This is a genomic window from Streptomyces sp. NPDC058579 (assembly GCF_042718575.1).
GTDB lineage: Bacteria > Actinomycetota > Actinomycetes > Streptomycetales > Streptomycetaceae > Streptomyces.
In genome coordinates, this window is record NZ_JBHXPI010000013.1 from 150,866 (window position 1) to 173,356 (window position 22,491).

22 protein-coding genes, 1 rRNA gene and 1 riboswitch are annotated in these 22,491 nt (G+C 70.1%); of the genes, 7 read left to right on the forward strand and 16 right to left on the reverse strand.

Annotation, left to right across the window (positions count from 1 at the left end):
- The coding region (locus ACFWRO_RS18150) for a peptidase (protein WP_384511210.1) at positions 1 to 469 on the reverse strand (469 nt) is incomplete at its 3' end.
- Between the two features lie 197 nt (positions 470 to 666).
- On the opposite strand from ACFWRO_RS18150, the gene ACFWRO_RS18155 reads away from it, so the two are divergent.
- Together ACFWRO_RS18155 and ACFWRO_RS18160 are read left to right on the forward strand one after the other, a co-directional pair.
- A complete protein-coding gene (locus ACFWRO_RS18155) occupies positions 667 to 867 on the forward strand; it encodes a hypothetical protein (RefSeq protein WP_384511213.1) in 201 nt (66 codons plus the stop codon).
- Between the two features lie 85 nt (positions 868 to 952).
- Positions 953 to 1,381 carry an SRPBCC family protein gene (locus ACFWRO_RS18160; RefSeq protein WP_384511216.1) on the forward strand — a complete coding sequence of 143 codons (429 nt, stop codon included), beginning with the start codon at positions 953 to 955 and terminating at the stop codon, positions 1,379 to 1,381.
- Between the two features lie 97 nt (positions 1,382 to 1,478).
- Here ACFWRO_RS18160 and ACFWRO_RS18165 read toward each other — a convergent pair whose 3' ends face one another.
- Positions 1,479 to 2,108 carry a PadR family transcriptional regulator gene (locus tag ACFWRO_RS18165; protein ID WP_362009580.1) on the reverse strand — a complete coding sequence of 210 codons (630 nt, stop codon included), beginning with the start codon at positions 2,106 to 2,108 and terminating at the stop codon, positions 1,479 to 1,481.
- A gap of 134 nt (positions 2,109 to 2,242) precedes the next feature.
- Between ACFWRO_RS18165 and ACFWRO_RS18170 the strand changes: the two genes are divergently transcribed.
- Together ACFWRO_RS18170 and ACFWRO_RS18175 are read left to right on the forward strand one after the other, a co-directional pair.
- Positions 2,243 to 2,833, forward strand: a complete 591-nt coding sequence (locus ACFWRO_RS18170) for a DinB family protein (protein WP_384511219.1) — start codon at positions 2,243 to 2,245, stop codon at positions 2,831 to 2,833.
- Positions 2,834 to 3,018: 185 nt separating this feature from the next.
- A complete protein-coding gene (locus ACFWRO_RS18175) occupies positions 3,019 to 3,828 on the forward strand; it encodes a PhzF family phenazine biosynthesis protein (RefSeq protein ID WP_384511221.1) in 810 nt (269 codons plus the stop codon).
- A 72-nt stretch (positions 3,829 to 3,900) separates the two neighbouring features.
- Here the strand turns inward: ACFWRO_RS18175 and ACFWRO_RS18180 are convergent, their stop codons facing one another.
- Together ACFWRO_RS18180 and ACFWRO_RS18185 are read right to left on the reverse strand one after the other, a co-directional pair.
- Positions 3,901 to 4,680, reverse strand: coding sequence for a CPBP family intramembrane glutamic endopeptidase (locus ACFWRO_RS18180; RefSeq protein WP_384511224.1), 780 nt, complete (start codon positions 4,678 to 4,680; stop codon positions 3,901 to 3,903).
- A gap of 130 nt (positions 4,681 to 4,810) precedes the next feature.
- Complete coding sequence (locus ACFWRO_RS18185; protein WP_384511227.1) at positions 4,811 to 6,310, reverse strand: glutamate-cysteine ligase family protein; 1,500 nt, start codon at positions 6,308 to 6,310, stop codon at positions 4,811 to 4,813.
- A 479-nt stretch (positions 6,311 to 6,789) separates the two neighbouring features.
- Between ACFWRO_RS18185 and ACFWRO_RS18190 the strand changes: the two genes are divergently transcribed.
- Both ACFWRO_RS18190 and ACFWRO_RS18195 read left to right on the forward strand, forming a co-directional pair.
- Positions 6,790 to 7,410 carry a hypothetical protein gene (locus tag ACFWRO_RS18190; RefSeq protein WP_384511229.1) on the forward strand — a complete coding sequence of 207 codons (621 nt, stop codon included), beginning with the start codon at positions 6,790 to 6,792 and terminating at the stop codon, positions 7,408 to 7,410.
- Between the two features lie 366 nt (positions 7,411 to 7,776).
- Complete coding sequence (locus tag ACFWRO_RS18195; protein ID WP_361969845.1) at positions 7,777 to 7,983, forward strand: DUF5999 family protein; 207 nt, start codon at positions 7,777 to 7,779, stop codon at positions 7,981 to 7,983.
- 131 nt (positions 7,984 to 8,114) lie between these two features.
- On the opposite strand, the gene gcvP is transcribed toward ACFWRO_RS18195, so the two are convergent.
- Entirely contained in the window at positions 8,115 to 11,000 is a 2,886-nt protein-coding gene (gene gcvP / locus ACFWRO_RS18200; protein ID WP_384511232.1) for an aminomethyl-transferring glycine dehydrogenase, read from the reverse strand.
- 178 nt (positions 11,001 to 11,178) lie between these two features.
- A riboswitch (glycine riboswitch) is annotated at positions 11,179 to 11,278 on the reverse strand.
- A gap of 124 nt (positions 11,279 to 11,402) precedes the next feature.
- On the opposite strand from gcvP, the gene ACFWRO_RS18205 reads away from it, so the two are divergent.
- Positions 11,403 to 11,771: a PRC-barrel domain-containing protein gene (locus tag ACFWRO_RS18205; RefSeq protein WP_384511234.1), complete on the forward strand. Its 369-nt coding sequence runs from the start codon at positions 11,403 to 11,405 to the stop codon at positions 11,769 to 11,771.
- Positions 11,772 to 12,102: 331 nt separating this feature from the next.
- Here ACFWRO_RS18205 and ACFWRO_RS18210 read toward each other — a convergent pair whose 3' ends face one another.
- The 11 genes from ACFWRO_RS18210 to rrf form a co-directional block, all read right to left on the reverse strand.
- A complete protein-coding gene (locus tag ACFWRO_RS18210; RefSeq protein ID WP_384511237.1) occupies positions 12,103 to 13,503 on the reverse strand; it encodes a DNA polymerase IV in 1,401 nt (466 codons plus the stop codon).
- A 141-nt stretch (positions 13,504 to 13,644) separates the two neighbouring features.
- The gene (locus ACFWRO_RS18215) at positions 13,645 to 14,247 is read right to left on the reverse strand and encodes a MerR family transcriptional regulator (protein WP_384511239.1); all 603 of its coding nucleotides are present in this window, start codon (positions 14,245 to 14,247) and stop codon (positions 13,645 to 13,647) included.
- 261 nt (positions 14,248 to 14,508) lie between these two features.
- A complete protein-coding gene (locus ACFWRO_RS18220) occupies positions 14,509 to 14,982 on the reverse strand; it encodes a bifunctional nuclease family protein (protein WP_158985224.1) in 474 nt (157 codons plus the stop codon).
- Positions 14,983 to 15,035: 53 nt separating this feature from the next.
- Entirely contained in the window at positions 15,036 to 15,779 is a 744-nt protein-coding gene (locus ACFWRO_RS18225; RefSeq protein ID WP_384511241.1) for a MerR family transcriptional regulator, read from the reverse strand.
- 28 nt (positions 15,780 to 15,807) lie between these two features.
- Positions 15,808 to 16,728 carry an FHA domain-containing protein gene (locus ACFWRO_RS18230; RefSeq protein ID WP_384511269.1) on the reverse strand — a complete coding sequence of 307 codons (921 nt, stop codon included), beginning with the start codon at positions 16,726 to 16,728 and terminating at the stop codon, positions 15,808 to 15,810.
- A gap of 82 nt (positions 16,729 to 16,810) precedes the next feature.
- The gene (locus ACFWRO_RS18235; protein WP_384511243.1) at positions 16,811 to 17,662 is read right to left on the reverse strand and encodes a DUF881 domain-containing protein; all 852 of its coding nucleotides are present in this window, start codon (positions 17,660 to 17,662) and stop codon (positions 16,811 to 16,813) included.
- A gap of 5 nt (positions 17,663 to 17,667) precedes the next feature.
- A complete protein-coding gene (locus tag ACFWRO_RS18240) occupies positions 17,668 to 18,000 on the reverse strand; it encodes a small basic family protein (RefSeq protein WP_015032176.1) in 333 nt (110 codons plus the stop codon).
- Complete coding sequence (locus ACFWRO_RS18245; protein WP_384511246.1) at positions 17,997 to 18,926, reverse strand: DUF881 domain-containing protein; 930 nt, start codon at positions 18,924 to 18,926, stop codon at positions 17,997 to 17,999. The genes ACFWRO_RS18240 and ACFWRO_RS18245 overlap by 4 nt, the downstream gene beginning before the upstream one ends.
- 101 nt (positions 18,927 to 19,027) lie before the next feature.
- On the reverse strand, positions 19,028 to 21,523 hold the full coding sequence (locus ACFWRO_RS18250) for a sugar phosphate nucleotidyltransferase (RefSeq protein WP_384511249.1): 2,496 nt from the start codon (positions 21,521 to 21,523) through the stop codon (positions 19,028 to 19,030).
- 116 nt (positions 21,524 to 21,639) lie between these two features.
- Entirely contained in the window at positions 21,640 to 22,248 is a 609-nt protein-coding gene (locus tag ACFWRO_RS18255) for a CDP-alcohol phosphatidyltransferase family protein (protein ID WP_384511251.1), read from the reverse strand.
- A 148-nt stretch (positions 22,249 to 22,396) separates the two neighbouring features.
- Positions 22,397 to 22,491: ribosomal RNA gene (gene rrf / locus ACFWRO_RS18260) — 5S ribosomal RNA — on the reverse strand; the annotation flags it as partial.

Consider the following 22,491-nt stretch of genomic DNA (forward strand, 5'->3'; position numbering starts at 1 on the left):
GAACACGCCCCCGCGCCGGCGGGTCCCCGCGGGGCGGGGCCCGCACCCCGCCGCCGACAAGCGGGGCGGGGGCGGGGGGCGACCCGCGGGGGGGGGCGGCCGCGGCCGCCGCCGCTGCCGTCGCGTCCCGTACGACGTCCAGGGCTCCGGAGTCCTCGACGGACCCCCGCCACCGCAGGCCGTAACCGATCGATCGCTGGACGAGATAGCCGAGCACCCGCGCGAGCTGCGGCGGGCCACCGTCGAAGGCCGCGCCGACCTCGGGGTCGGACTCGATCAGGGAGTGCAGCAGATGGGCGGTGTCGATCTGCCGGTCACCGTCCCGCAGGGCCCGGCGGCGCGCGCTCGCCACGACCGTCGCGAGTTCGGCGGTGAGTCGGCCGAGCTGGATCTCCGGGCGGCGGGACGCGGGGAGATCGGGGCGGTGGGACGCGGGCTGCTGCGGTACGCGGGGGACAGGACTATGCACGCTCCCACCTCATCAGCCGACGGCCGCCGGAGCATCCCCGGCGAGAAGCATGTGCGCATCCCACCACAGTTGGGCACAGGCGACCGGATCCTCCTCCTTACGGAGGAGATTGCGCCCGATCACGCCCGAGGGGCGCGCGCCGCCTTGCTTTGCGCCCCGAATGCAACCACAAGGCCCTCCCGTTTCGTCCCCTGGATATGTTCTGGATGGTCGCCCTGCTCGCGCTCGACGGGCGGCAGTACGTCTACCGCGTGTACGCGCCGCGGGATGCGCTGCCGGCCGATCTCTTCTGGGCCGCGTTCCACTGCCACGACGAGAGCGGCGGTCCGCGCGCCTCCGACTGGTTCGACGCGGCGCAGATCTGGTGGATCGGCGATTCGGCGATGTCGAAGAACTGACGGTTCATCAGTATTGAATGTTCACGGCCACCCGGCTACGTTCCGCGACACCAGAGTCGGACGGAACCCGCGAAGGGGTGGTCGTATGGCCGAAGTCAGCGCCGAGACACGGATCGATGCGCCGGCCGAGAAGGTCTGGGCGCAGCTGACGGACTTCTCCTCGTACGGCGAGTGGAACGCCACCCACACCAACTTCCCCAACGGCGGCCCGGCTTCCCTGGAGACGGGCGCCACCTTCGCGGAGAACATGAAGCTGATGGGCTTCCCCGCCGAGGTGACCTGGACGGTGGAGGAGCTGGAGACCACGCGCGTCCTGGCCATCCGCGGCAAGGGCCCGATGGGCGTCATCGTGGCGACCCGCTACTCCCTGGCGGCGGACGGGGACGCCACGACAGTCCGGATCGACGGCGAGTTCACGGGCGCCGCCGTGTCGCTGATGGCGGGCAAGCTGAAGGACTCGGCGACGGCGGCCCTCAACGAGTCCCTGCGCAAACTGACCGGCCTGGTGGCCTGAGCCCCACACACACGGAGGGCCTGAGCCCCGCACACATACGGAGGGCCCGCGCGGCGATCGCCGCGCGGGTCCTCCGTCTCTTCCCGGCCCCCGAAGGTCAGTCCTCGTCGGCCAGGATCAGATACAGCTTCTTACGGGCTTCGTTGATGACCTCGACGGCCTTCTGCCGCTGCTCGGCGCTGCCGGTCTTCCAGACCTGCCCGAACGCCTCCATCAGACCGAAGCCCGCCTGCCGGATCTCGTTGACGGCGTCCCAGTCGACACCGCGCCCGGCCTCCTCCCAGGGGGCCTCGGGCCCCGACTCGGCCTCGGTCCGGCCGGTCTCGGTGAGCGTGAACAGCTTCTTGCCGCCCTCGCTCTCGCTGGTGATCAGGCCCTCGTCCTCGAGGAGCTGCAGGGTCGGGTAGACCGAGCCGGGGCTGGGCTTCCACGCCCCGCCGCTGCGCTCGCCGATCTCCTGGATCATCTCGTAGCCGTGCATCGGCCGGTCCTTCAGCAGCGCGAGGATCGAAGCGCGCACGTCTCCGCGCCGCGCCCGCCCCCGGCCGCCTCCATGACCGCGCCCACCGGGGAACGGCCCGCCCCGGAACGGCCCGCCGCCGAACCCCGGCCCGAACGGGCCGAAGGCGGCACGCCGCCGCTCGTCGTCACCACCGCGGAAGCCGCCCCAGCCACGAGGGCCGGGTCCACAGTCTCCATGTCCGTGTTCGTGTCCATGTGAACGCATCGCAACGCTCCTTCCATCGGGTTTACATCGTTGAACAGTCGCGATGCCTCAACGATATATCGGAATACTTCGTTTGCCAACCAGGCTTGAAGAATCCCCGGGCCGCGGCGCGCACCAGCGCCAGACTGAGCCCCATGACCGCTACGGACCCCAAGGCCGACCTGCGCTTCTACCTCCAGTCCGCCCGCGACGCCCTTCTGTGGAAGCTCGACGGGCTCTCCGAGTACGACGTCCGCCGCCCGATGACACCGACCGGCACCAACCTCCTGGGCATGGTGAAACACGCGGCGAGCGTGGAGCTGGGCTACCTCGGGGACACCTTCGGCCGGCCGTCCCACGAACCGCTGCCCTGGCTCGAGGACGGCGCGGACATGTGGGCGACCGCCGAGGAGTCCCGCGAGCAGATCGTGGGGCTCTACCGCCGGGCCTGGGCTCACGCGGACGCGACGATCGACTCGCTGGCCCTGGACACGGTCGGCACCGTGCCTTGGTGGCCCGAGGGCAGGGACGAGGTGACGCTGCACCACGCCGTCGTACGCGTCATCGCCGACACGCACCGGCATGCCGGGCACGCCGACATCCTCCGGGAATTCATGGACGGCGCCGTGGGTATGAACGAGGGCAACACCAGCATTCCCCCGGGCGACACGGCGTGGTGGAAGGAGTACCGCGACCGCCTGGAACACACCGCCCGGGAGGCGGACAAGACCGCCGTGGACACCTGACACCCGGACACCCGGACCGTCGGCGCCCCACCCGGTCCGGGCGTGGAGGCCTGACACCCGGACACCCAGACACCCGGACACCCGGACACCCGGGACTGTCGGCGCCCCACCCCGTCCCCGGATCGGTCCAGTCCCCCGGAATTGGCCTTGGCCTGCCGCTTTCCCCTAGCGGTACGGTCCGGTCCATGCGGATCCGAATCGTCGACGCCTTCACCGACCGCCCCTTCTCCGGCAACCCGGCAGGGGTCCTCCTTCTCGACTCCTTCCCCGACGACCACTGGCTCCAGAAGGTCGCCGCCGAGGTCAACCTCTCCGAGACGGCCTTCGCCCACCCCCTCCCCCCGGGCGGCGAGGCCGACTGGGCGCTGCGCTGGTTCACGCCGGTCGCCGAGGTCGACATGTGCGGCCACGCCACCCTCGCCACCGCCCACGTCCTGCACACCACGGGAGCCGCGACCGGGACCGTACGGTTCGCCGCTCGCTGCGGCATCCTCAGCGCGACGGCGGCGCCGGACGGCTCCATCACCATGGACTTCCCGACCTCGTCCCTGACCCCCGTCGAGACCCCCGCCGGTCTGGAGAAGGCCCTCGGCGCCGAGGTCGTCGCGGTCCACGACACCGCCGCCCACATCGGCGACCTCGTCGTCGAGCTGCGCGACGAGGCAGCCGTACGCTCCCTCGCGCCCGACCTCGCGGCCCTGGCCCGCCTCGCCGAGCGCGGTGTCGTCGTCACCGCCGTCGCCGAACAGCCCGAGCGGGGCTACGACTTCGTCTCCCGCGCCTTCTTCCCGCGCCTCGGCATCGACGAGGACCCGGTCACCGGCAGCGCCCACACCGCGCTCGCCCCGCTCTGGGCCGCCCGCCTCGGCCGCGACGACCTCACCGGGTTCCAGGGCGGCGCCCGTACCGGCGTCGTCGGCACCCGGCTGCGCGGCGACCGCACGCTGCTGACCGGCGACGCGGTCACGGTCATCGAAGGCGACCTGCACGCCTGACGGCCCTCAGGGACCAGAAAGGGGCGTACGGCACCAGCCGTACGCCCCTTCACCCGCCCCCACACCGTCGCCCTACACCGTGGGCAACCAGTCCACCCGCCCCGCCAACAGCCCGTATCCGACGAAGGCCACGATGTCGAGCAGCGCGTGCGCCACCACCAGCGGGCCCACGCGCCCCCAGCGGCGGTAGAGGTAGACGAAGACGACCCCCATCACGACGTTCCCGATGAAGCCGCCGATGCCCTGGTAGAGGTGGTACGAGCCGCGCAGCACCGAACTCGCCACCAGCGCGGCCATCGGTGTCCACCCCAACTGCCCGAGCCGGCGCAGCAGATACCCGACGACGATGACCTCCTCCACGACGGAGTTCTGCACCGCCGACAGGATGAGCACCGGGTACTTCCACCACACGTCCGGCAGCGACTCGGGCACCACGGTCAGGTTGAACCCGGCGCCCCGCGCCGCGAGGTAGAACGCGAGCCCCACGCTCCCGATCCCGGCCGCGACCAGCGCGCCCCTGCCGAGGTCGGGCCAGGGCCGGGTCCGGTCGAAGCCGATCGCCCGCATCCCCGTGCCCTCGCGCAGCAGCAGATGCGCGACGAGCACGACCGGAACGAGGGCCGTGGCGATGCCGAAGAGCTGCCAGGCCAGATCGAGCCACGGCCGCCCGGGCGCGTACGAGCCGTTGAGCGTCGCCGCCTGCTCCTTCAGCCCGCCGGGCTTGGTCAGCGAACCGATGAAGCTGATGAGGGACGACGCCGCGCTCGCGCCGAGCGAGAGCGCCAGGACGATCAGGGTCTCGGACCGCAGGATCCCGCGCGGAAGGCCGCCGGGCGGCAGGGCATCAGGCACCACACGTTGATCCGACACCACACCTGTCTCCACTTCCCCATCGCGTTCCGGGTACGGAGATCATGCGTGACGCCCCCTGCCGAGCGCCATTCCGACGGCGGTACTCCCCGTCCTCCTCCCCCGCCCCCGACTACCCGATCCCCACCGGCCAGCGGTGCACCGGCTCGCCGCCCCGCATCAGCTCGGCGTACCGGCGGGTCGTGGCCGCGAGGGCCGCGTCGCGGTCCAGGCCGGACGCGAGCGCCCGGTGGAAGGTGTCGACCTGCCAGGACGCCCCGTTGACCCGCGCCCGGCACCGCTCCTCGATGACCCCGAGGTAGAAGTCTCGGTCGGCCGGCTCGACGTGCCAGGCGTCGAGCCCGGCGGCCGCCAGCGGCAGGAGTTCGTCGAGGACGAGCCGTACGGCCGGTACGGCGGCCACTCCGCCCGAGCGCCCGGGGCGCGGCCAGCGCAGCTCCGCGTCGATGCCGTGGCGGCACGCGGTGTCGAAGTTCGCGGCGGCGTCCTCGAAGGGCAGCCGCTTCCAGACCGGCCGGGTGTCCTCGGCGAGCGCCCGCACCAGGCCGTAGTAGAAGGCCGCGTTGGCGACGACGTCGGTGACGGTCGGTCCGGCAGGCAGCACCCGGTTCTCCACGCGCAGATGCGGGACGCCGTCGACCCAGCCGTACACGGGCCGGTTCCAGCGGTACACGGTCCCGTTGTGCAGGACCAGCTCCTGCAGCCGGGGCACACCGCCCTGGTCCAGGACGCGGAGCGGGTCCTCGTCGTCGCAGATCGGCAGCAGGGCGGGGAAGTACCGCAGGTTCTCCTCGAAGAGGTCGTACGCGGAGTCCACCCACCGCTCCCCGAACCAGGTCCGGGGCCGCACCCCTTGGGCCTGGAGCTCCGGCGGCCGGGTGTCGGTGGCCTGGGTGAAGAGCGGCGGCCTGGACTCGCGCCACAGCTCGCGGCCGAACAGGAACGGGGAGTTGGCGCCGACGGCGATCTGGACCGCCGCCACGGCCTGCGCCGCGTTCCACACCGCGGCGAACCGGCCGGGCGTGACCTGGAGGTGCAACTGCACCGACGTACAGGCCGCCTCGGGCACGATCGAGGTGGCCGTGCAGGTCAGCTGCTCGACGCCGTGGATGTCGAGGGTGAAGTCCTCTCCGCGTGCGGCGACGATCTGGTCGTTGAGAAGGGTGTAGCGGTCGACGGCCGAGAGGTTCTCGGAGACGAGATCGCCCTGGGCGAGGGTCGGCAGAATTCCGATCATGACGACACCCGCGTCGAGTTCGCGGGCCTTGCGATCGGCATATCCCAGACCGGTCCTGAGTTCCTCGGCGAGCCGGTCGAAAACGCGCCCGCCGAGCCGGTGCGGGGCGATGTTCACCTCAAGGTTGAACATTCCCAGTTCCGTCTGGAAATCCGAGCTCGCGATGCGCTCGAGGACGGCCCCATTCACCATCCTGGGCATGCCGTCGGAGCCCGCGAGATTGAGTTCGATCTCCAGGCCCATCAGATTCCTCGGCCGGTCGAACCTCTTCTCCGCCAGGAGCCTCGCAAGACCCGCCAGACACTGCTGGAGCTTCCTGCGGTATCGCTGCCGATCGGACAGGTCGAACCCGTCCGCCACGACCTTCTCCCCCATGGAAGCTTCCCCTCCGATCGGGCGGCCACGGCGACGGCCGCCGCGTCACGGAACGATGATGCCCACGCGATTGATCCATAACGCCTGCGGACCACCCTCGTTGAACGATAGGCTGGAACGCGCAATCGCCCGGCACGCCCCACGGGCATCCGGCAATGGACATATTCCGCGGCCATATTCATCGAAAGCATGGGGTCGATATCCGGCCTACCGCTCCGGTGAAGTCCTCGCAGGCAGACGACCGACGCCCGGTATAAATACGATGAATCGCCTCCGGAGCGAGGCCTGATGAGGCCTTGCGCGCAATATCGGCGACCGCTAGCGGAAACATCGTGTGAACACGTCTCGTATAAACTCCGCGAACGAGGCAGAGTGTTGGCACCCGGCCATGGCTTCATGGCCCCTTCGGCCCGGCAGCCCACAGCGCCGTCGTACCTGCCCACGCGTCACCGTGTCTCCTGAGCGAGAGGCGACCCATCATGCTCCGACCCTCCCCGGCCCCCGCGCCGGCCCTGCGCAGTGTCCTCGCGGCCCTCGGTTCCCCCACCGCCGTCCGCGAGGCGCGAACTCCCGCCCTGCGGGCGGCCCAGGGGCCACTGAGCCCCGAGCTGCCCCTGCCCGTCCACGTCCTCGACGTGCGGGACCAGGTCGTCGAGGTACGGGACCAGGTCACCGCGACCGGACGGGCGCCGCGCACGCGGCTGGCCGGCTGGCGCTTCCTGATCCGGGGCACCGACCGGGCGATCGCCGCCGCCGACACCATGCTCACCCCCGACGGCTGGTCCTTCTCCCACTTCTTCGAGGGCCCTTACGTCACCGCCACCGAACGCGCCCTGCTCCAGGCCGAGGCGCTGCCCACGACGTACCAGCCGAGGCTGCTGTCCGTACCGGAGTTGTACATGCTGACGCTCTGGCTGCACGGCGACACGGAGTCCGACGGGGCGTCCTCCTCGCCCGACCCGGCCGACCTGCTGATCCCGCTCGCCCCGGCACCGCCCGGAATCGCGGCGAACCAGCCGCACCTGGTCGCCGACCTGCTGCCCGTACTCACCATGCGGCTGGCTCCCCCGCCGCTGTTCGGCACCCCGGCGCCGGCCTGAACGGGCCTCGAGAAGCGCGTCACGCCCCGCGGCCCGGCCGGCCGCGGGGCGCCCTGCTGCCCGGGCGCTCACCCCTGGGGAGGACGGGCCATTGCCGAACGACCGCCTCGAACACCCCCTCCCCTTACGGGCTAGCCCAGCAGGACTACCCCGAACCACCCGAAGAGATGGCCCAGTTGAGCTGAACCGCCCGCGCGGGTGATACGTCTTCATGCAGTAGGAAGAGCTGCCGCGAAATACCTGCGGATCGTCGTCCGTGGGGGAACACTGGACCAACCGAACCGACAACGGGGGGCGGCCATGAGCACCGAACCGAGCCGCAGGACGACACACTCACTCACCACGACGCAGCGAAAGAACCCATCCATGTGCCAGCACCAGCCTGCCTGTCCCACCGCCGAATCCGCCGACCGGGAGGCGGCCCGTATGACGGCGCACCACCCGGAGCAGGGCTGGAGCCTGCTGTGCAACGGGGTCCTGCTCTTCGAGGACACCGGTGAACTGCTGCCGGACGGCCAGATCATCGCCCCGCACCGCCCGCTCACGACGGGCCGGGTGACGACCGCCGCCTGACATCGGACGGCGCGTCGGGACAACGTCAGGCACGACACCGTACGAGGGAACACGCAAGGGCCGGCCCGGAGAGAGTTCTCCGAACCGGCCCTGACTCATGCGTCCATGCCCGCACAAGCGCTCGTCGCCGCCTAGTGGTCGTACTCGTCCAGCGGCGGGCAGGAGCAGACGAGGTTGCGGTCGCCGAACGCGCCGTCGATGCGGCGGACCGGCGGCCAGTACTTGTCCGCGGGCGAGACACCGGCCGGGAAGACCGCCTCGTCACGGGTGTACGAGTGGTTCCACTCGCCGCCGAGGGCTGCGGCCGTGTGCGGGGCGTTGGCCAGCGGGTTGTCCCCGGCCGGCCACTCGCCCGACGCGACCTTCTCGATCTCGCCGCGGATCGCGATCATCGTGTCGCAGAAGCGGTCGATCTCGGCGAGGTCCTCGGACTCGGTCGGCTCGATCATCAGCGTGCCGGCCACCGGGAACGACATCGTCGGCGCGTGGAAGCCGTAGTCGATCAGGCGCTTGGCGATGTCGTCGACGCTGACGCCGGTCGCCTTGGACAGCGGGCGCATGTCGACGATGCACTCGTGGGCGACGAGCCCGGCCGGACCGGTGTAGAGCACCGGGTAGTGCGGCTCCAGGCGCTTGGCGATGTAGTTCGCCGCGAGGACGGCCACCTGCGTGGCGCGCTTGAGGCCCTCGCCGCCCATCAGGCGGACGTACGACCACGAGATCGGCAGGATGCCGGCGGAGCCCCACGGGGCGGCCGAGATCGGGCCGACGCCCGTCTCCGGACCGGCCGTCGGCTGCAGCGGGTGGTTCGGCAGGTACGGGGCGAGGTGCGCGCGCACACCGACCGGCCCGACGCCCGGACCGCCGCCACCGTGCGGAATGCAGAAGGTCTTGTGCAGATTCAGATGCGAGACATCGCCGCCGAACTTGCCCGGCTTGGCGAGCCCGACCAGCGCGTTGAGGTTGGCGCCGTCGACGTAGACCTGGCCGCCGGCCTCGTGGACCTCGGCGCAGATGTCGGCGACGTGCTCCTCGAACACACCGTGCGTGGACGGGTAGGTGATCATCAGCACGGACAGCTCGTCGCGGTACTGCTCGATCTTGGCGCGCAGGTCCGCGACGTCGACCTCGCCGTCGTCGGCGGTCTTGACGACGACGACCTTCATGCCGGCCATCACGGCGGAGGCGGCGTTGGTGCCGTGCGCGGACGACGGGATCAGGCAGACGGTGCGCTGCTCGTCGCCGTTGGCGCGGTGGTAGGCGCGGACGGCCAGCAGACCGGCCAGCTCGCCCTGCGAACCGGCGTTGGGCTGGATCGACACCTTGTCGTAGCCGGTGACCTCGGCGAGACGCTCCTCAAGCTCGGTGATGAGCGTGACGTAGCCCTGCGCCTGCTCGATCGGGGCGATGGGGTGCATCTGGCCGAACTCGGGCCAGGTCACCGGCTCCATCTCGGTGGTCGCGTTCAGCTTCATGGTGCAGGAGCCGAGCGGGATCATGCCGCGGTCGAGCGCGTAGTCGCGGTCGGCGAGCCTGCGCAGGTAGCGCAGCATCGACGTCTCGGAGCGGTGCGCGTGGAAGACCGGGTGGGTGAGGTACGCGTCGGAGCGCAGCAGCCCGGCGGGCAGCGCGTCCTCGGTGGTGACGTCCAGGGCCTCGATGTCGGCGTCGACGCCGAAGGCGGCCCAGACGGCGGCGATCTGCGCGCGCCCGGTCGTCTCGTCGCAGGAGGCGGACACGTGGTCGGCGTCGACGAGGTAGAGGTTCACGCCGGCCTCGCGGGCGGCGGCGACGGCCGCGGCGGCCTTGCCGGGCACGCGGACGGTGACGGTGTCGAAGAAGTCGGCGTGGACGACCTCGACGCCACCGGCGGTAAGACCGGCGGCAAGAACGGAGGCGTACCGATGGGTCCGCTGCGCGATCCCCTTCAGGCCCTCCGGCCCGTGGTAGACGGCATACATACCGGCCATGACGGCGAGCAGCACCTGAGCGGTACAGATGTTGCTGGTGGCCTTCTCGCGGCGGATGTGCTGCTCGCGGGTCTGCAGGGCCAGGCGGTAGGCGCGGTTGCCGTCGGCGTCGACGGAGACGCCGACCAGGCGGCCGGGCAGCGAGCGCGCGTGCTTGTCCTGGACGGCCATGTAACCGGCGTGCGGCCCACCGAAGCCCATGGGTACACCGAACCGCTGGGTGGTGCCGACGGCGATGTCGGCCCCAAGGGCACCGGGCGAGGTGAGCAAGGTCAGCGCGAGCAGATCAGCGGCAACGGTGACGATCGCCCCAAGCTCGTGGGCGGCATCGATGAGCGGCTTGATGTCACGCACGGCACCGGAGGCACCGGGGTACTGCACGAGCACGCCGAAGACACCACGCTCGGCGACCTCGGCCGGAATACCCGCCGAGAGGTCGGCGACGACGACCTCGACACCGGTCGGCTCCGCGCGGGTCTCGATGACGGCGATGGTCTGCGGCAGCGCGTCGGCGTCGACGAGGAAGACCCCGTTCTTGACCTTGCCGACACGGCGGGAGAGCGCCATGGCCTCGGCGGCGGCGGTGCCCTCGTCGAGGAGGGAGGCGCCGGAGGTCGGGAGACCGGTGAGGTCGGCGACCATGGTCTGGAAGTTGAGCAGCGCCTCGAGGCGCCCCTGCGAGATCTCGGGCTGGTACGGCGTGTACGCCGTGTACCAGGCAGGGTTCTCCATGACGTTCCGCAAGACAACGGGCGGAGTGAAGGTCCCGTAGTACCCGAGCCCGATCATCGGCGCGAGAACCTGATTGCGGTCGGCGAGCTCACGCAGCTCGGCGAGGACCTCGGCCTCGGTGCGGGCGGCGGGGAGGCCGAGGGCCTCGGCGTTCTTGATCACGTCCGGCACGGCGGCGGCCGTCAGCTCGTCGAGGGAGCCGTAGCCGACCTGCGCGAGCATCTTGGCCCGCGCTTCGGCGTCGGGTCCGATGTGCCGCTGCTCGAACGGGATGCCCTGTTCGAGTTCGGAAAGCGAAATGCGGTGGGCGGTCATGTACGGAGGCCTCCTGGTCGTCACGACCTGCGAGGGACACCACGGCGCGGGTGCCCGGACGGCCTCCCCCTCTGTCATCTCAACCTGAGAGCTTCACCGGCGCGCCAAAGGGCTCGCCGGCTTTCACCGTCGGTGAGAGCGGACGCCGTCGGACCTCCGCTCTGCTTTCCAGAGTGACCTCGTCCATGCGGTACCGGGTGCCTGAGAGATTCCGGGGAGGATTTGCTCCTTCGGCGCCTCCGAAAGGTTTCTCCGGAGGACTCTCCCGCACGGGGTCGACAGCCACAGCCAGCCTACCAGCGCGGTTCCGCCTTCCATCGCTCAAGTGGCCGACATCCCAGATGTGCACTTTCGTATTCTTTGTAGGCCTTCGCAGAGGAGTTGCGACCAATTGGAGGGACCGTGCAGACCGACATCGATCCGCGCAGCCTGATCGGCCGCAAGGCGTTCGACCGCAGCGGGCACAAGATCGGCACCGTGGACGAGGTGTACCTGGACGACGCGACGGGCGTCCCCGAGTGGGCCGCGGTCCGCACGGGCCTGTTCGGCCGCGACGCGTTCGTCCCCCTGGAGCCCAGCGAACTGGTCGAGGACGGCCTCCACATCCCGTACGAACGCGCCCTGATCAAGGACGCCCCGGACTTCGGCGTGGGCCGCCACCTCTCACCGGAACAAGAACTCCAGCTCTACCGCCACTACAGCCTGGCCCTCCCACCCCCACCACCCCCAGACCACGACTTCGGCCGCCTGGCAGGCCAAGACGACACATAGCCCTACACCGCCCCAGCCCCGACGACGGCGCGCAACCCCACGGGCAGCCGCACACCCCTGCCCTCCCACGTGCACGGTCGCCGCACCGCTGACAGACCACGGCCCCACGGCCGCCGACGGCGCGCAGCCCCCCGCAAGCAGGCCCACACCTCTGCCACCAGCCCCTACCCGCACTGCCGGTGCCGGCAGGGACTGCAAGCCAGCCACCGACCACCCGAGTCCGCCGACGCGGCGCAGCCACGCACGGGAAAAGCCGCACCTCTGCCCCCTCACCCGCACGGGTGGTGCGGGTGGGAATCACAAGCCCGGCCGGAGGCCGGGCGCACCCCCGCTAGGCGACCGCCGCCGTCCCCTCCCCGCCCCCCACCAGAGGCAGCGGCTCCCCCGCCTCCAGCTCCGGGTCGTCGACGAGAAACGTCCGCACCCGACCCGGCGAAGACCCCGGCTCCTCGAAGCGCACGGTGACCCGCCCCACCCCGCTCCCCTGCACCCACCCGGCCCCGTACACGGCATGCCGTACGTCGTGCCCGGGCGCCCACCTCCGCTCGGCGGCACCGGCACCCGCACCCGCACCGGCGGCGGCCGGCTCCTCCGCCCCAGGAACACCCTCAGCCACAGGCACCTCCTCCACCGCACCACCACCGGCGCCCCGCGCCCCCTCCGCCGCCTGAGCGAACAAGTCCTCCTGCGTGTAGTCCGCAAGCCCGCTCACCCCCACCCCCAACAACCGCACCCCACCCGTGGTGTCCACCCCCTCCAGCAACCGCCCCGCCGCCTCCCGCACCACCAGCGGGTCGTCCGTGGGCCCCCGCAAGGTCTCCGAGCGCGTGAGCGTCGAGAAGTCGAAGCGCCGCACCTTCAACACGATCGTCCGCCCCGAGTGCCCCGAGGCCCGCAGCCGCCCCACGCACCGCTCGGCCAGCCGCTCCACCTCGGTCCGGATCCGCACCCGGTCGTGCAGGTCCACGTCGAAGGTGTCCTCGACCGACACCGACTTCGCGTCCCGCTCGGCCACCACGGGCCGATCGTCGTACCCCTGGGCCATGCGGTACAGCGAGGCCCCGTGCGCCCGCCCAAGCAGCCGTACGAGCTCATCCTCACCCGCCTCCGCGAGGTCCGACACCGTCGTCATCCCGGCCCGCCGCAGGTGCTCCCCCGTGGCCGGCCCCACGCCCGGCAGGATCCGCACCGACTTGGGCCCGAGCAGTTCCCGCTCGGTCCCGGGCTCTATGAGCACCAGGCCGTCCGGCTTGGCCTCCTCGGAGGCGATCTTGGCGAGCATCTTCGACCCCGCGAGCCCCACCGACCCCGTCAGCCCCGCAGTGGCGAGAATGTCCCTACGCAGCCGCTCACCGGCCTCCCGCGCCGTCCGGCTGTCATCGGCCACACCCCCGGCTTCCAGGTCCACGAAGGCCTCGTCCAGGCTCAGCGGCTCCACGAGCGGCGAAAGCCGCCCGAGCAGCTCCATGACCTGCTCGCTGATCGACCGGTAGAAGCTGAACCGCGGCACGAGATAGGCGGCGTTCGGCGCGAGCCTCCGCGCCTGCGCCATCGGCATCGCCGAGTGGACGCCGAACCGCCGTGCCTCGTACGACGCCGTGGCCACGACCCCCCGCGGGCCGAGACCGCCGACGACCACCGGCTTTCCGCGCAGACTCGGCTTCGCCGCCTGCTCGGCGGCGGCGAAGAAGGCATCCATGTCGAGATGCAGAATCGTCGGAGCGGTTCTCACACTCCGATGCTGCCCCACGCCACTGACAATCGACCGCACTCCAGTACGGACGCGCCAGACAAGCCCGGCCAAGAAAACCCAGCCGCTCAGACCTATACGCTCCGCCCCTCGCGCTCAGACCCTCGCGCTCAGACTTCGCGCTCAAACCGCCCGGTCGCGCCGCCGTCGAGCGAGCTCGTCACCCGGGTTGTGCCCGACGAGGGTCTCGCCGGTGTCGATCCGCTCCCCGTGCAGCTGCGACAGCGCCGCCTCGACATCCCGCCAGACCACGCCCACGGCGATCCCGAAGACGCCCTGACCGCCCTGGAGCAGATCCACGACCTCGTCCGGCGACGAGCACTCGTACACCGTCGCCCCGTCGCTCATCAGCGTCATCCGCTCCAGATCGCGGAAGCCGCGGGCCCGCAGATGCTGGACCGCCGCCCGGATGTTCTGGAGCGCGACCCCGGTGTCGAGGAAACGCTTGACGATCTTGAGGACCACGACGTCACGGAAGCTGTAGAGCCGCTGCGTCCCGGACCCGTACGCGGGCCGCACGCTCGGCTCGACGAGCCCGGTGCGGGCCCAATAGTCCAACTGGCGGTACGTGATCCCCGCCGCCGCACACGCTGTCGGCCCCCGATACCCCACCGTGTCCGCACCGTCCGAAGCGCCCACCGCGGGACTGCCGTGAAGCGGATACGGACCGCTTTCCTCGGGCGCGCGCCCGAGGGAGCCCCCTGCCGTACCGTCGCCGCTGCTCATCACGCCGACCCTCCGTCCTTGACCTGCCCACACGAAGGTAGGCAGTCACTAGGGGTGCGTCAACGATCGCCACACTCGGCACGCCGAGTGATAATCACCCTGAGAGTGGTTTCCCGTGCCCCTCTCCGGGGAAAGGGTGTCCGAATGCGCTGAAGGCGCCCCGCACACACCGGCCAAAACCAAGCCCGCCGGCCGAAACCAAGCCCGCCGGCCAACCCAGGCCCGCCGGCCCGCGGGCCCACACCAGCGTCGGCCACACCTCTACTGACTGCTGGACCCGAAGTCCTCGGGGGAGATCTGGTCGAGGAACTCGCGGAACTTCTCCACCTCGTCCTCCTGCTCGTCCGGAATCGCGATACCGGCGTCGTCCAGCACGCCGTCACTGCCGAAGATCGGCGTCCCGGTGCGCAGGGCCAGCGCTATCGCGTCGGACGGCCTGGCGCTCACCTCGACGCCGCTGGCGAAGACCAGCTCCGCGTAGAAGACACCTTCACGGAGATCGGTGATGCGGACCTCGGTGAGCTCCTGGCCCACCGCCTCAAGGACATCCTTGAAAAGGTCGTGCGTCAGCGGCCTGGCAGGGGCCATGCCCTGCTGGGCGAAGGCGATCGCGGTCGCCTCCCCCGGTCCGATCCAGATGGGGAGGTACCGATCGCCTCCCACTTCACGCAGGAGCACGATCGGTTGGTTCGAGGGCATTTCCACCCGGACACCCACAACGTCGAGCTCGTTCACACAGCAACCCTAGGACGTGCCCGACCGGTTTGGGTAGTCGGGCCCCCACAAGATCACGGCAACCGGAGCCCCAGCGCGGTCTGGACCAGTGCCGCGTGCAGCCGTACGGAGAGCCCGGCGAGCTCCTTCGCGGTGGCCTCCGCATGGGCTCTGGTCTGCGGATTACGGTGCCGGCGCAGCGGCGCGACCATCTGTTCGACGAGCCCCGCCTCCCGATCGGCGGCCGCTTTGACCGCCCGAAGGTGTCGAGGTTCCAGCCCGAATCTCCCCAGATCCGCGACAAGCCTGGCGACGTTCACCGCCTCGGCGTCGTAGCCGCCCTCGGGCCCCGGAACGAGGAGTCCGTACGACTCCCACTCCACGAGCTCCTCCTCGGTGACCTCGGCGGCCGCGAGCAGCTCGGCCCGCCCCACCCGCGCGGCCGTCGGACGGTCACCGTCGGCGTCCCACGCGCCGTCCAGCAGGTCCCGCTGGGGGCTGGGGGAAGGGAGCCTGACCTGCTCGCCCCGGGCGAGGGCGTCGAGATGCTCCCGGATGACCTTCAGCGGAAGATAGTGATCGCGCTGCATCCGCAGGATCTGGGCGAGCCGCTCCACGTCCTGCGGGCTGAACTTCCGGTACCCGGAGGCCGTCCGCCGGGGCTCGACGAGCCCCTCGGCCTCCAGGAACCGGATCTTGGAGATGGTCACTTCGGGAAACTCGTCGCGCAGCTGGTTCAGCACCGTCCCGATGCTGACCAGCCAGTCGCCCGCGGTGGCGGCGCCGTGACCGGCACCGCCCGTCGGAGTTCGCAACATGGACCTTCCCTGAAGAGTTCCCGTGGCGTCACACGCCTCGCTGGCTCGAGTAGAAGACCAGCCGGTACTTGCCGATCTGCACCTCGTCGCCCGCGGACAGAACCAGCGAGTCGATCGGCTCACGGTTCACGTACGTACCGTTGAGGCTGCCGACGTCGGCCACGGTGAAGCTGCCGTCCTGCGCCCGCCGGAACTCCACGTGGCGCCGCGACACGGTGACGTCGTCGAGGAAGATGTCGCTCTGCGGGTGACGGCCGGCCGTGGTCAGCTCGCTGTCCAGCAGGAAGCGGCTGCCCGAGTTCGGTCCCCGGCGCACCACCAGGAGCGCCGATCCGGCCGGCAGCGCCTCGACGGCGGCCAGCGCCTCGGGCGACAGGCTCGGCAGCTGCGTCTGACCGGTGACCTCGGCGTCGTACGCCTCGAGGCCGGAGATCGAGATCGTCGACGTCGTCTCGGACGGGCGCTCCACGTTCGCCCCGCCCCGCAGCGGCGTGCCGCAGTGGGAGCAGAAACGGCTGTCCGCGGCATTGCGGTGACCGCACCTCGTACACACCGGCATGGACGCGTCCTCCCGCCGCGGCTGACCCGCGGAGGTCTGGGTCGCGTACGGGTCGGGCGTGAACCCTCCACCCGTACTTGAGGTTGATGGTTCTCCCGAACCTATGCGCCCGGCACCGGCAGGGTCAACAGACGACGCGCCCTCGCCACCGACCTCGTCACGGAAGAGCGGGCGCTCGCCGCCCTGCTCCTCCTCGCTCTGGGCGTGGCGCGGCGCGCGGTGCTTGGCGTTGCCGCCGTCCTCGCGTCCGCTCTTGCCGAACAACTTCGCAAAAAAACTCACGGGCGATTCCCCTTGACCGAAACAGACCCGCCCGTGGGGCAGGACGAACCCTGAATGAACACACCTGCCGACCCGGACATCCTCACAACGTCCGTATCCACCCGACAGTTTCCACCACGCACCACCCTTGTGGTGCGGCGACCCCCCGCAACGCCATCCCCATGTCGCGCGGCTGCCATGTACCCCCGCCTCACTGCGAGGACGACTGAGCGTAGTCAGGCCGATTCGCAGGTCGCAAGGCATCCACGACGATCTTCTGGGACCGGGCCACGGTCGCGGTGGCCTGCTCCTTCTCCAGCGTCTGCACGACTCCACCGGGGATGTTGAGCGCGGGCTCGAGATCCTCGGGCTTGCCGATGACCTTGAAGACGTACGGAGCGGTCACCTTCGTTCCATCGATCTCTATGTCGGCGCCACTTCCTGTGAAGTAGCTGTCAGCGACGACCCGCACATCGTTGATCTGGATCGCCTCGGCACCGGCGGCACGCAGCTCCTGGGTCGCGTCGAGCAGCTTGTCCGACTCGACCGCCTCGGCCGCACCGCGAATGGTGAGCGTGATGCCCGGGCCCTCCGCGGCGACGGTTCCGGCCAGGATCCCGAGCTGCTGCTCCTTCTCCTGGGTCTGCTTGCGCGCCTCCTCGGCCTGGTCCGAGCTGGACTCCAGCTCCGAGCGCTGGGTCTCGAGCCGCGCCTTCTCGTCCTCGAGCCGCTGCGAGCGGTCGTCGAGCTCGTCGAGGATGCGGACCAGGTCCTCCTGGCGCGCACCGCGCAGCGCACTGTTGTCACTGGTGGAACGGACCTGGATGGCCAGACCCAGACCGAGGACGAACAGCAGCAGGGCGACGATGAGTTGAGCCCGGCTCACCCGCGGCGGCCACAGCCCGGCTGCCAGCCGCTGCCGCCCGCTCTGCTCCGGCGCGGCCGGCTGCGGGGCGCTCGACTGCGTCTCGGGCTCGGCGGCGGCGGGAGCGGACGGCTCCGTCGGCTTCGGCCGGTCCTCGTCGGGGTTCTCGGGGGTTCCCGGATTCACGTCGTTGCTCATCGGTGTCACGCCCGGAAGACATGCCGCCGGATGGCGGCCGCGTTGGAGAAGATCCGGATGCCGAGCACGACGACCACACCCGTCGACAGCTGCGCGCCCACGCCCAGCTTGTCGCCGAGGAAGACGATCAGCGCCGCCACCACCACGTTCGACAGGAAGGAGACCACGAAGACCTTGTCGACGAAGATCCCGTCGAGCATGGCCCGCAGCCCGCCGAAGACCGCGTCGAGGGCGGCGACCACAGCGATCGGAAGATAGGGCTCGACCACCGCCGGAACCTCGGGACGGACCAACAGTCCGACCACGACTCCCACGATCAGGCCCAGTACGGCGATCAAGATGTGCCCTTCCCTGTGTCGGCCGTGGCCTGCCCGGTGGCCTTGGCCGCCCCGGCTCCCCTCGGCTCTGCTGTACGTACGATCAGGCTCGGAGCGGCCGGCAGACGTACCTCCGCCTCGGCCGAGATACTGGTGCGGATCCCGAAGTTCTCCTGCAGCGCGTGCAGATACTGCCCGTCGGCGCTGTCCTGGAACGCGGTGCTCAGCCGCTGCCCGTCCCCCACCGCGAGTACGGTGTACGGCGGTACCAGCGGCTTGTTGTCGACCAGTATGGCGTCGCCCGCCGCCCGGATCGCGGACAGCGATGTCAGCCGCTGCCCGTTGATCGAGACGGCCTCGGCCCCCGACTCCCAGAGGCCGTTGACGACCCGCTGCATGTCGCGGTCCTGGACCCGGCCGGTGTCGGTGAACCCGCTGTTCTCGCGGGGACCCCCGCCATCGCTCTCGGTGTCCTTGGCGTCGTCGACCACGAGCTTCACGCCGGGACCGTGCACCGGGGTCGCGCCCGAGAGCAGGGCCACCAGCTCGGCCTGGTCACCGCCGTGCTGTTCGAGCGCCTTGCGCTGCCGCTCGCCCACCTCGGCGCGGATCTTCTCGACGTCCTGCTCCAGCTTCTCGGCCGCCGAGGTCTCCGCCTCGATCCGGTCGATGAGCTCCTGCCGCTCCTTGGCGACGACCGGGGCGGAGATCCGCGCCTCGGCCGCGCCCACGGTCACCACGGCGGCGGCAAGCACGAGCCCCGCCGCGAGGCCCAGCTTCGCCCGGAGACTACGGGGAAGTCCGCCGCCCTCGGCGGCGCGCCGGGCCGAAGCCTCGGCGTAGCCGTCGTCGAGCGCGTGGTCCATCACGTTGTTCAGCAGCGACATGGACGCGTCCGGACGCGGCGGTGGAGTTCCGGTGCTCCGAACGGGGGGCTGCTGCGACATGCCGCACATCGTCGCACGTCGGGACTGCTACCGCCGAATGGCCCCACCGACGAGCCGGGCGGCGTCCGACGGACACCACCCGGCTCACCCGTCCCTGTGCTTCAGTGACCTGCGCTGTCGACCACGTTCGACCACTCGTCGAGCAGCGCCTGGGCGGAGGCATCGTCGGGCCCCTCGGCCCACAGATGAGTGACGGCCTCGGCCGGGTCGGGCAGCACCATCACCCACCGCCCGTCGGCCTCCACGACCCGCACACCGTCGGTGGTGTCCACGGACCGCTCACCGGCCGCCTCCACCACCCGCCGCATCACGAGCCCCTTCACGGCCCACGGCGTCGCGACATCCCGCTTCAGGACATGCGCCCGCGGAATTCGGGCGTCGATCTGGCTCAGGGTGAGCTGCGTCCGCGCGACCAGACCGATGAGCCGGACGAACGCGGCGGCACCGTCGAAGACGCTGCTGAACTCGGGAATGATGAATCCACCGCGACCGTCGCCACCGAAGATCGTCGACTCCTCACGCCCGACCCTGGTCAGATCGTCGGGCGAGGTCGTCGTCCACTCCACCTGCGTGCCGTGGTAAGCGGCGACCTGCTCGGCGATCCGCGTGGTCGTCACGGGCAGCGCCACCCGCCCCGAGCGCCGCTCGGCGGCCACCAGGTCGAGCATCACCAGGAGCGAGCGATCGTCCTCGATGATCCGGCCCCGCTCGTCGACGAGCGACAGCCGCTCGCCCACCGGGTCGAACCGCACCCCGAACGCGGCCCGCGCCGAGGCGACGATCTCCCCGAGCCGTACGAGCCCGGCCCGCCGGGTCTCCGCCGACTCCGTCGGCCGCGACTCGTCGAGTCCCGGGTTGATGACCAGCGAGTCCACCTGGAGCCGGCCGAGAAGGCTCGGCAGAACGAGCCCGGCACTGCCGTTGGACGCGTCAACGACGACCTTGAGACCTGCCTCGGCGATCCCGGACGTATCGACGTTCCGGAGCAGCGAGCCCGTGTACGAGTCGAAGACGCTCGCCGGGAAGGAGAGATCGCCGATCTCTCCGGGGAACGCCCGCCGGTACTCCTGACGTGCGAAGACCCGGTCCAGCTTGCGCTGCCCGGCCTGCGAGAGGTCCGCTCCCCGCTCGTCGAAGAACATGATGTCCACGGAGTCCGGCACACCGGGCGAGGTCCGCAGCATGATCCCGCCCGCGCTTCCTCGGGCCGTCTGCTGCCGCGCGACCGGCAGGGGTACGTTCTCCAGGTCGCGTACGTCGATGGCACTGGCCTGCAGCGCCGAGATCACTGCCCGTTTCAGCGCACGGGCGCCCCTGGAGTGGTCACGCGCGGTGGTGACCGTCGCGCCCTTCTTCAGCGTCGTGGCGTACGCACCCGCGAGCCTGACCGCCAGCTCGGGCGTGATCTCCACATTGAGGATCCCGGAGACCCCGCGCGCCCCGAAGAGATGGGCCTGACCGCGCGACTCCCAGATGACGGAGGTGTTGACGAAGGCGCCGGCCTCGATGGTCTTGAACGGATAGACCCGGACGTTGCCCTGAACAATCGATTCCTCACCGACCAGGCACTCGTCCCCGATGACCGCCCCGTCCTCGATCCGGGCCGCCCGCATGACGTCGGTGTTCTTCCCGATGACACAGCCGCGGAGATTGCTCTGCTGCCCGATGTAGACGTTGTCGTGGATGACGGCCTTGTGCAGGAACGCACCACTCTTGACGACGACGTTCGACCCGATGACGGTGTGCTCACGGATTTCCGCGCCGGCCTCGACCTTCGCGTAGTCACCGATGTACAGCGGCCCGCGCAGCACGGCCTCGGGGTGCACCTCGGCGCCTTCGGCGACCCACACTCCGGGCGAGATCTCGAAGCCGTCGATGTCGACCTGGACCTTGCCTTCGAGCACGTCGGCCTGTGCCTTGACGTAGCTCTCGTGGGTACCGACGTCCTCCCAGTAGCCCTCGGCGATATAGCCGTAGATGGGCTTGCCCTCCTTCATCAGCTGAGGGAAGACATCACCCGACCAGTCCACCGAGACATCGGCCTGGACGTAGTCGAAGACTTCGGGCTCCATGACGTAGATGCCCGTGTTGACGGTGTCCGAGAAGACCTGTCCCCAGGTCGGTTTCTCCAGGAACCGCTCGACCTTCCCTTCCTCGTCCACGATCGTGATGCCGAATTCCAGCGGATTCGGCACACGGGTCAGACAGACGGTGACCAGGGCGCCCTTCTCCTTGTGGAAGGCGATCAGATCGGTCAGGTCGAAGTCGGTGAGCGCGTCCCCCGAGATGACGACGAAGGCGTCGTCCTTCAGCGCCTCCTCGGCGTTCTTCACACTCCCCGCGGTGCCGAGCGGTTTCTCCTCGTTGGCATACGTGAGCTCCATTCCGAGCTCTTCGCCGTCACCGAAGTAGTTCCTGACCAGTGAGGCGAGAAACTGCACGGTCACGACGGTCTCGGTGAGACCGTGCCTCTTGAGCAGTCGCAGGACATGCTCCATGATCGGCCGGTTTGCCACCGGCAGGAGAGGCTTGGGCATGCTCGAGGTCATGGGGCGAAGTCGGGTTCCTTCGCCACCGGCCATCACGACGGCCTTCATGTCGGAAGCGTCCTCCTTGAAGAGACGACGGTCCTGCCGACTGCACCTGTCCGCTCAGTGGGCCTCGGACGTCCTCCTTCATGCCGGCGACGCTGCACGGCACAGGACTGACGGGCTCAATCGGCCGCGGTATCCGCCTTCACGAGTCGACGGACCTGGACCACGTAGAGGATCCCTGCCCACCAATACAGAGTTGTACCCCATCCGGCGAAGGCCCACCCGAAAACTTCGGCGAGTGACGAAAGCCAGCCCGTTCCGTCACTGAGCAGCAGCAAGGGGAACGCGTACATCAAGTTGAAAGTCGCAGCTTTACCCAGGAAGTTCACCTGCGGCGGCGGATACCCGTGCCGGCGGAGGATTCCCACCATGACCAGCAGCATCAGCTCGCGGGCGAAAAGCGCGGCGGTCAGCCAGAGCGGCAGGATCTCGCGCCAGGTCAGCCCGATGAGGGTGGAGACGATGTAGAGCCGGTCGGCGGCCGGGTCGAGCAGCCGGCCGAGGCTGCTGATCTGGTTCCAGCGCCGCGCGAGGTACCCGTCGAGATAGTCGCTGACGCCACTGAGCATCAGGACGAGCAGAGCCCAGCCATCGCTGTTGGGACCGCCGAACACAGGGCGGAGAATCAGCCACAGGAAGAGCGGCACACCCACCAGCCGAGCCATGCTCAGGATGTTGGGGATGGTGAGGACCCGGTCCGTCTGAACGCGAGTCTCCTGGACCTCCACCCGGGGGCCTCCTGTGGGAACGTGCCAATGATGCCCCCTGACCTTACCTTCAGCCACGACACCCGCATGCACAGGGGTCGACCGACCTCTCCTGAACGCAAAAATGCCTCAACCCCCGGACAAGGTCCGGGGGTTGAGGCTAAAAATTGTTCGGCGGCGTCCTACTCTCCCACAGGGTCCCCCCTGCAGTACCATCGGCGCTGAAAGGCTTAGCTTCCGGGTTCGGAATGTAACCGGGCGTTT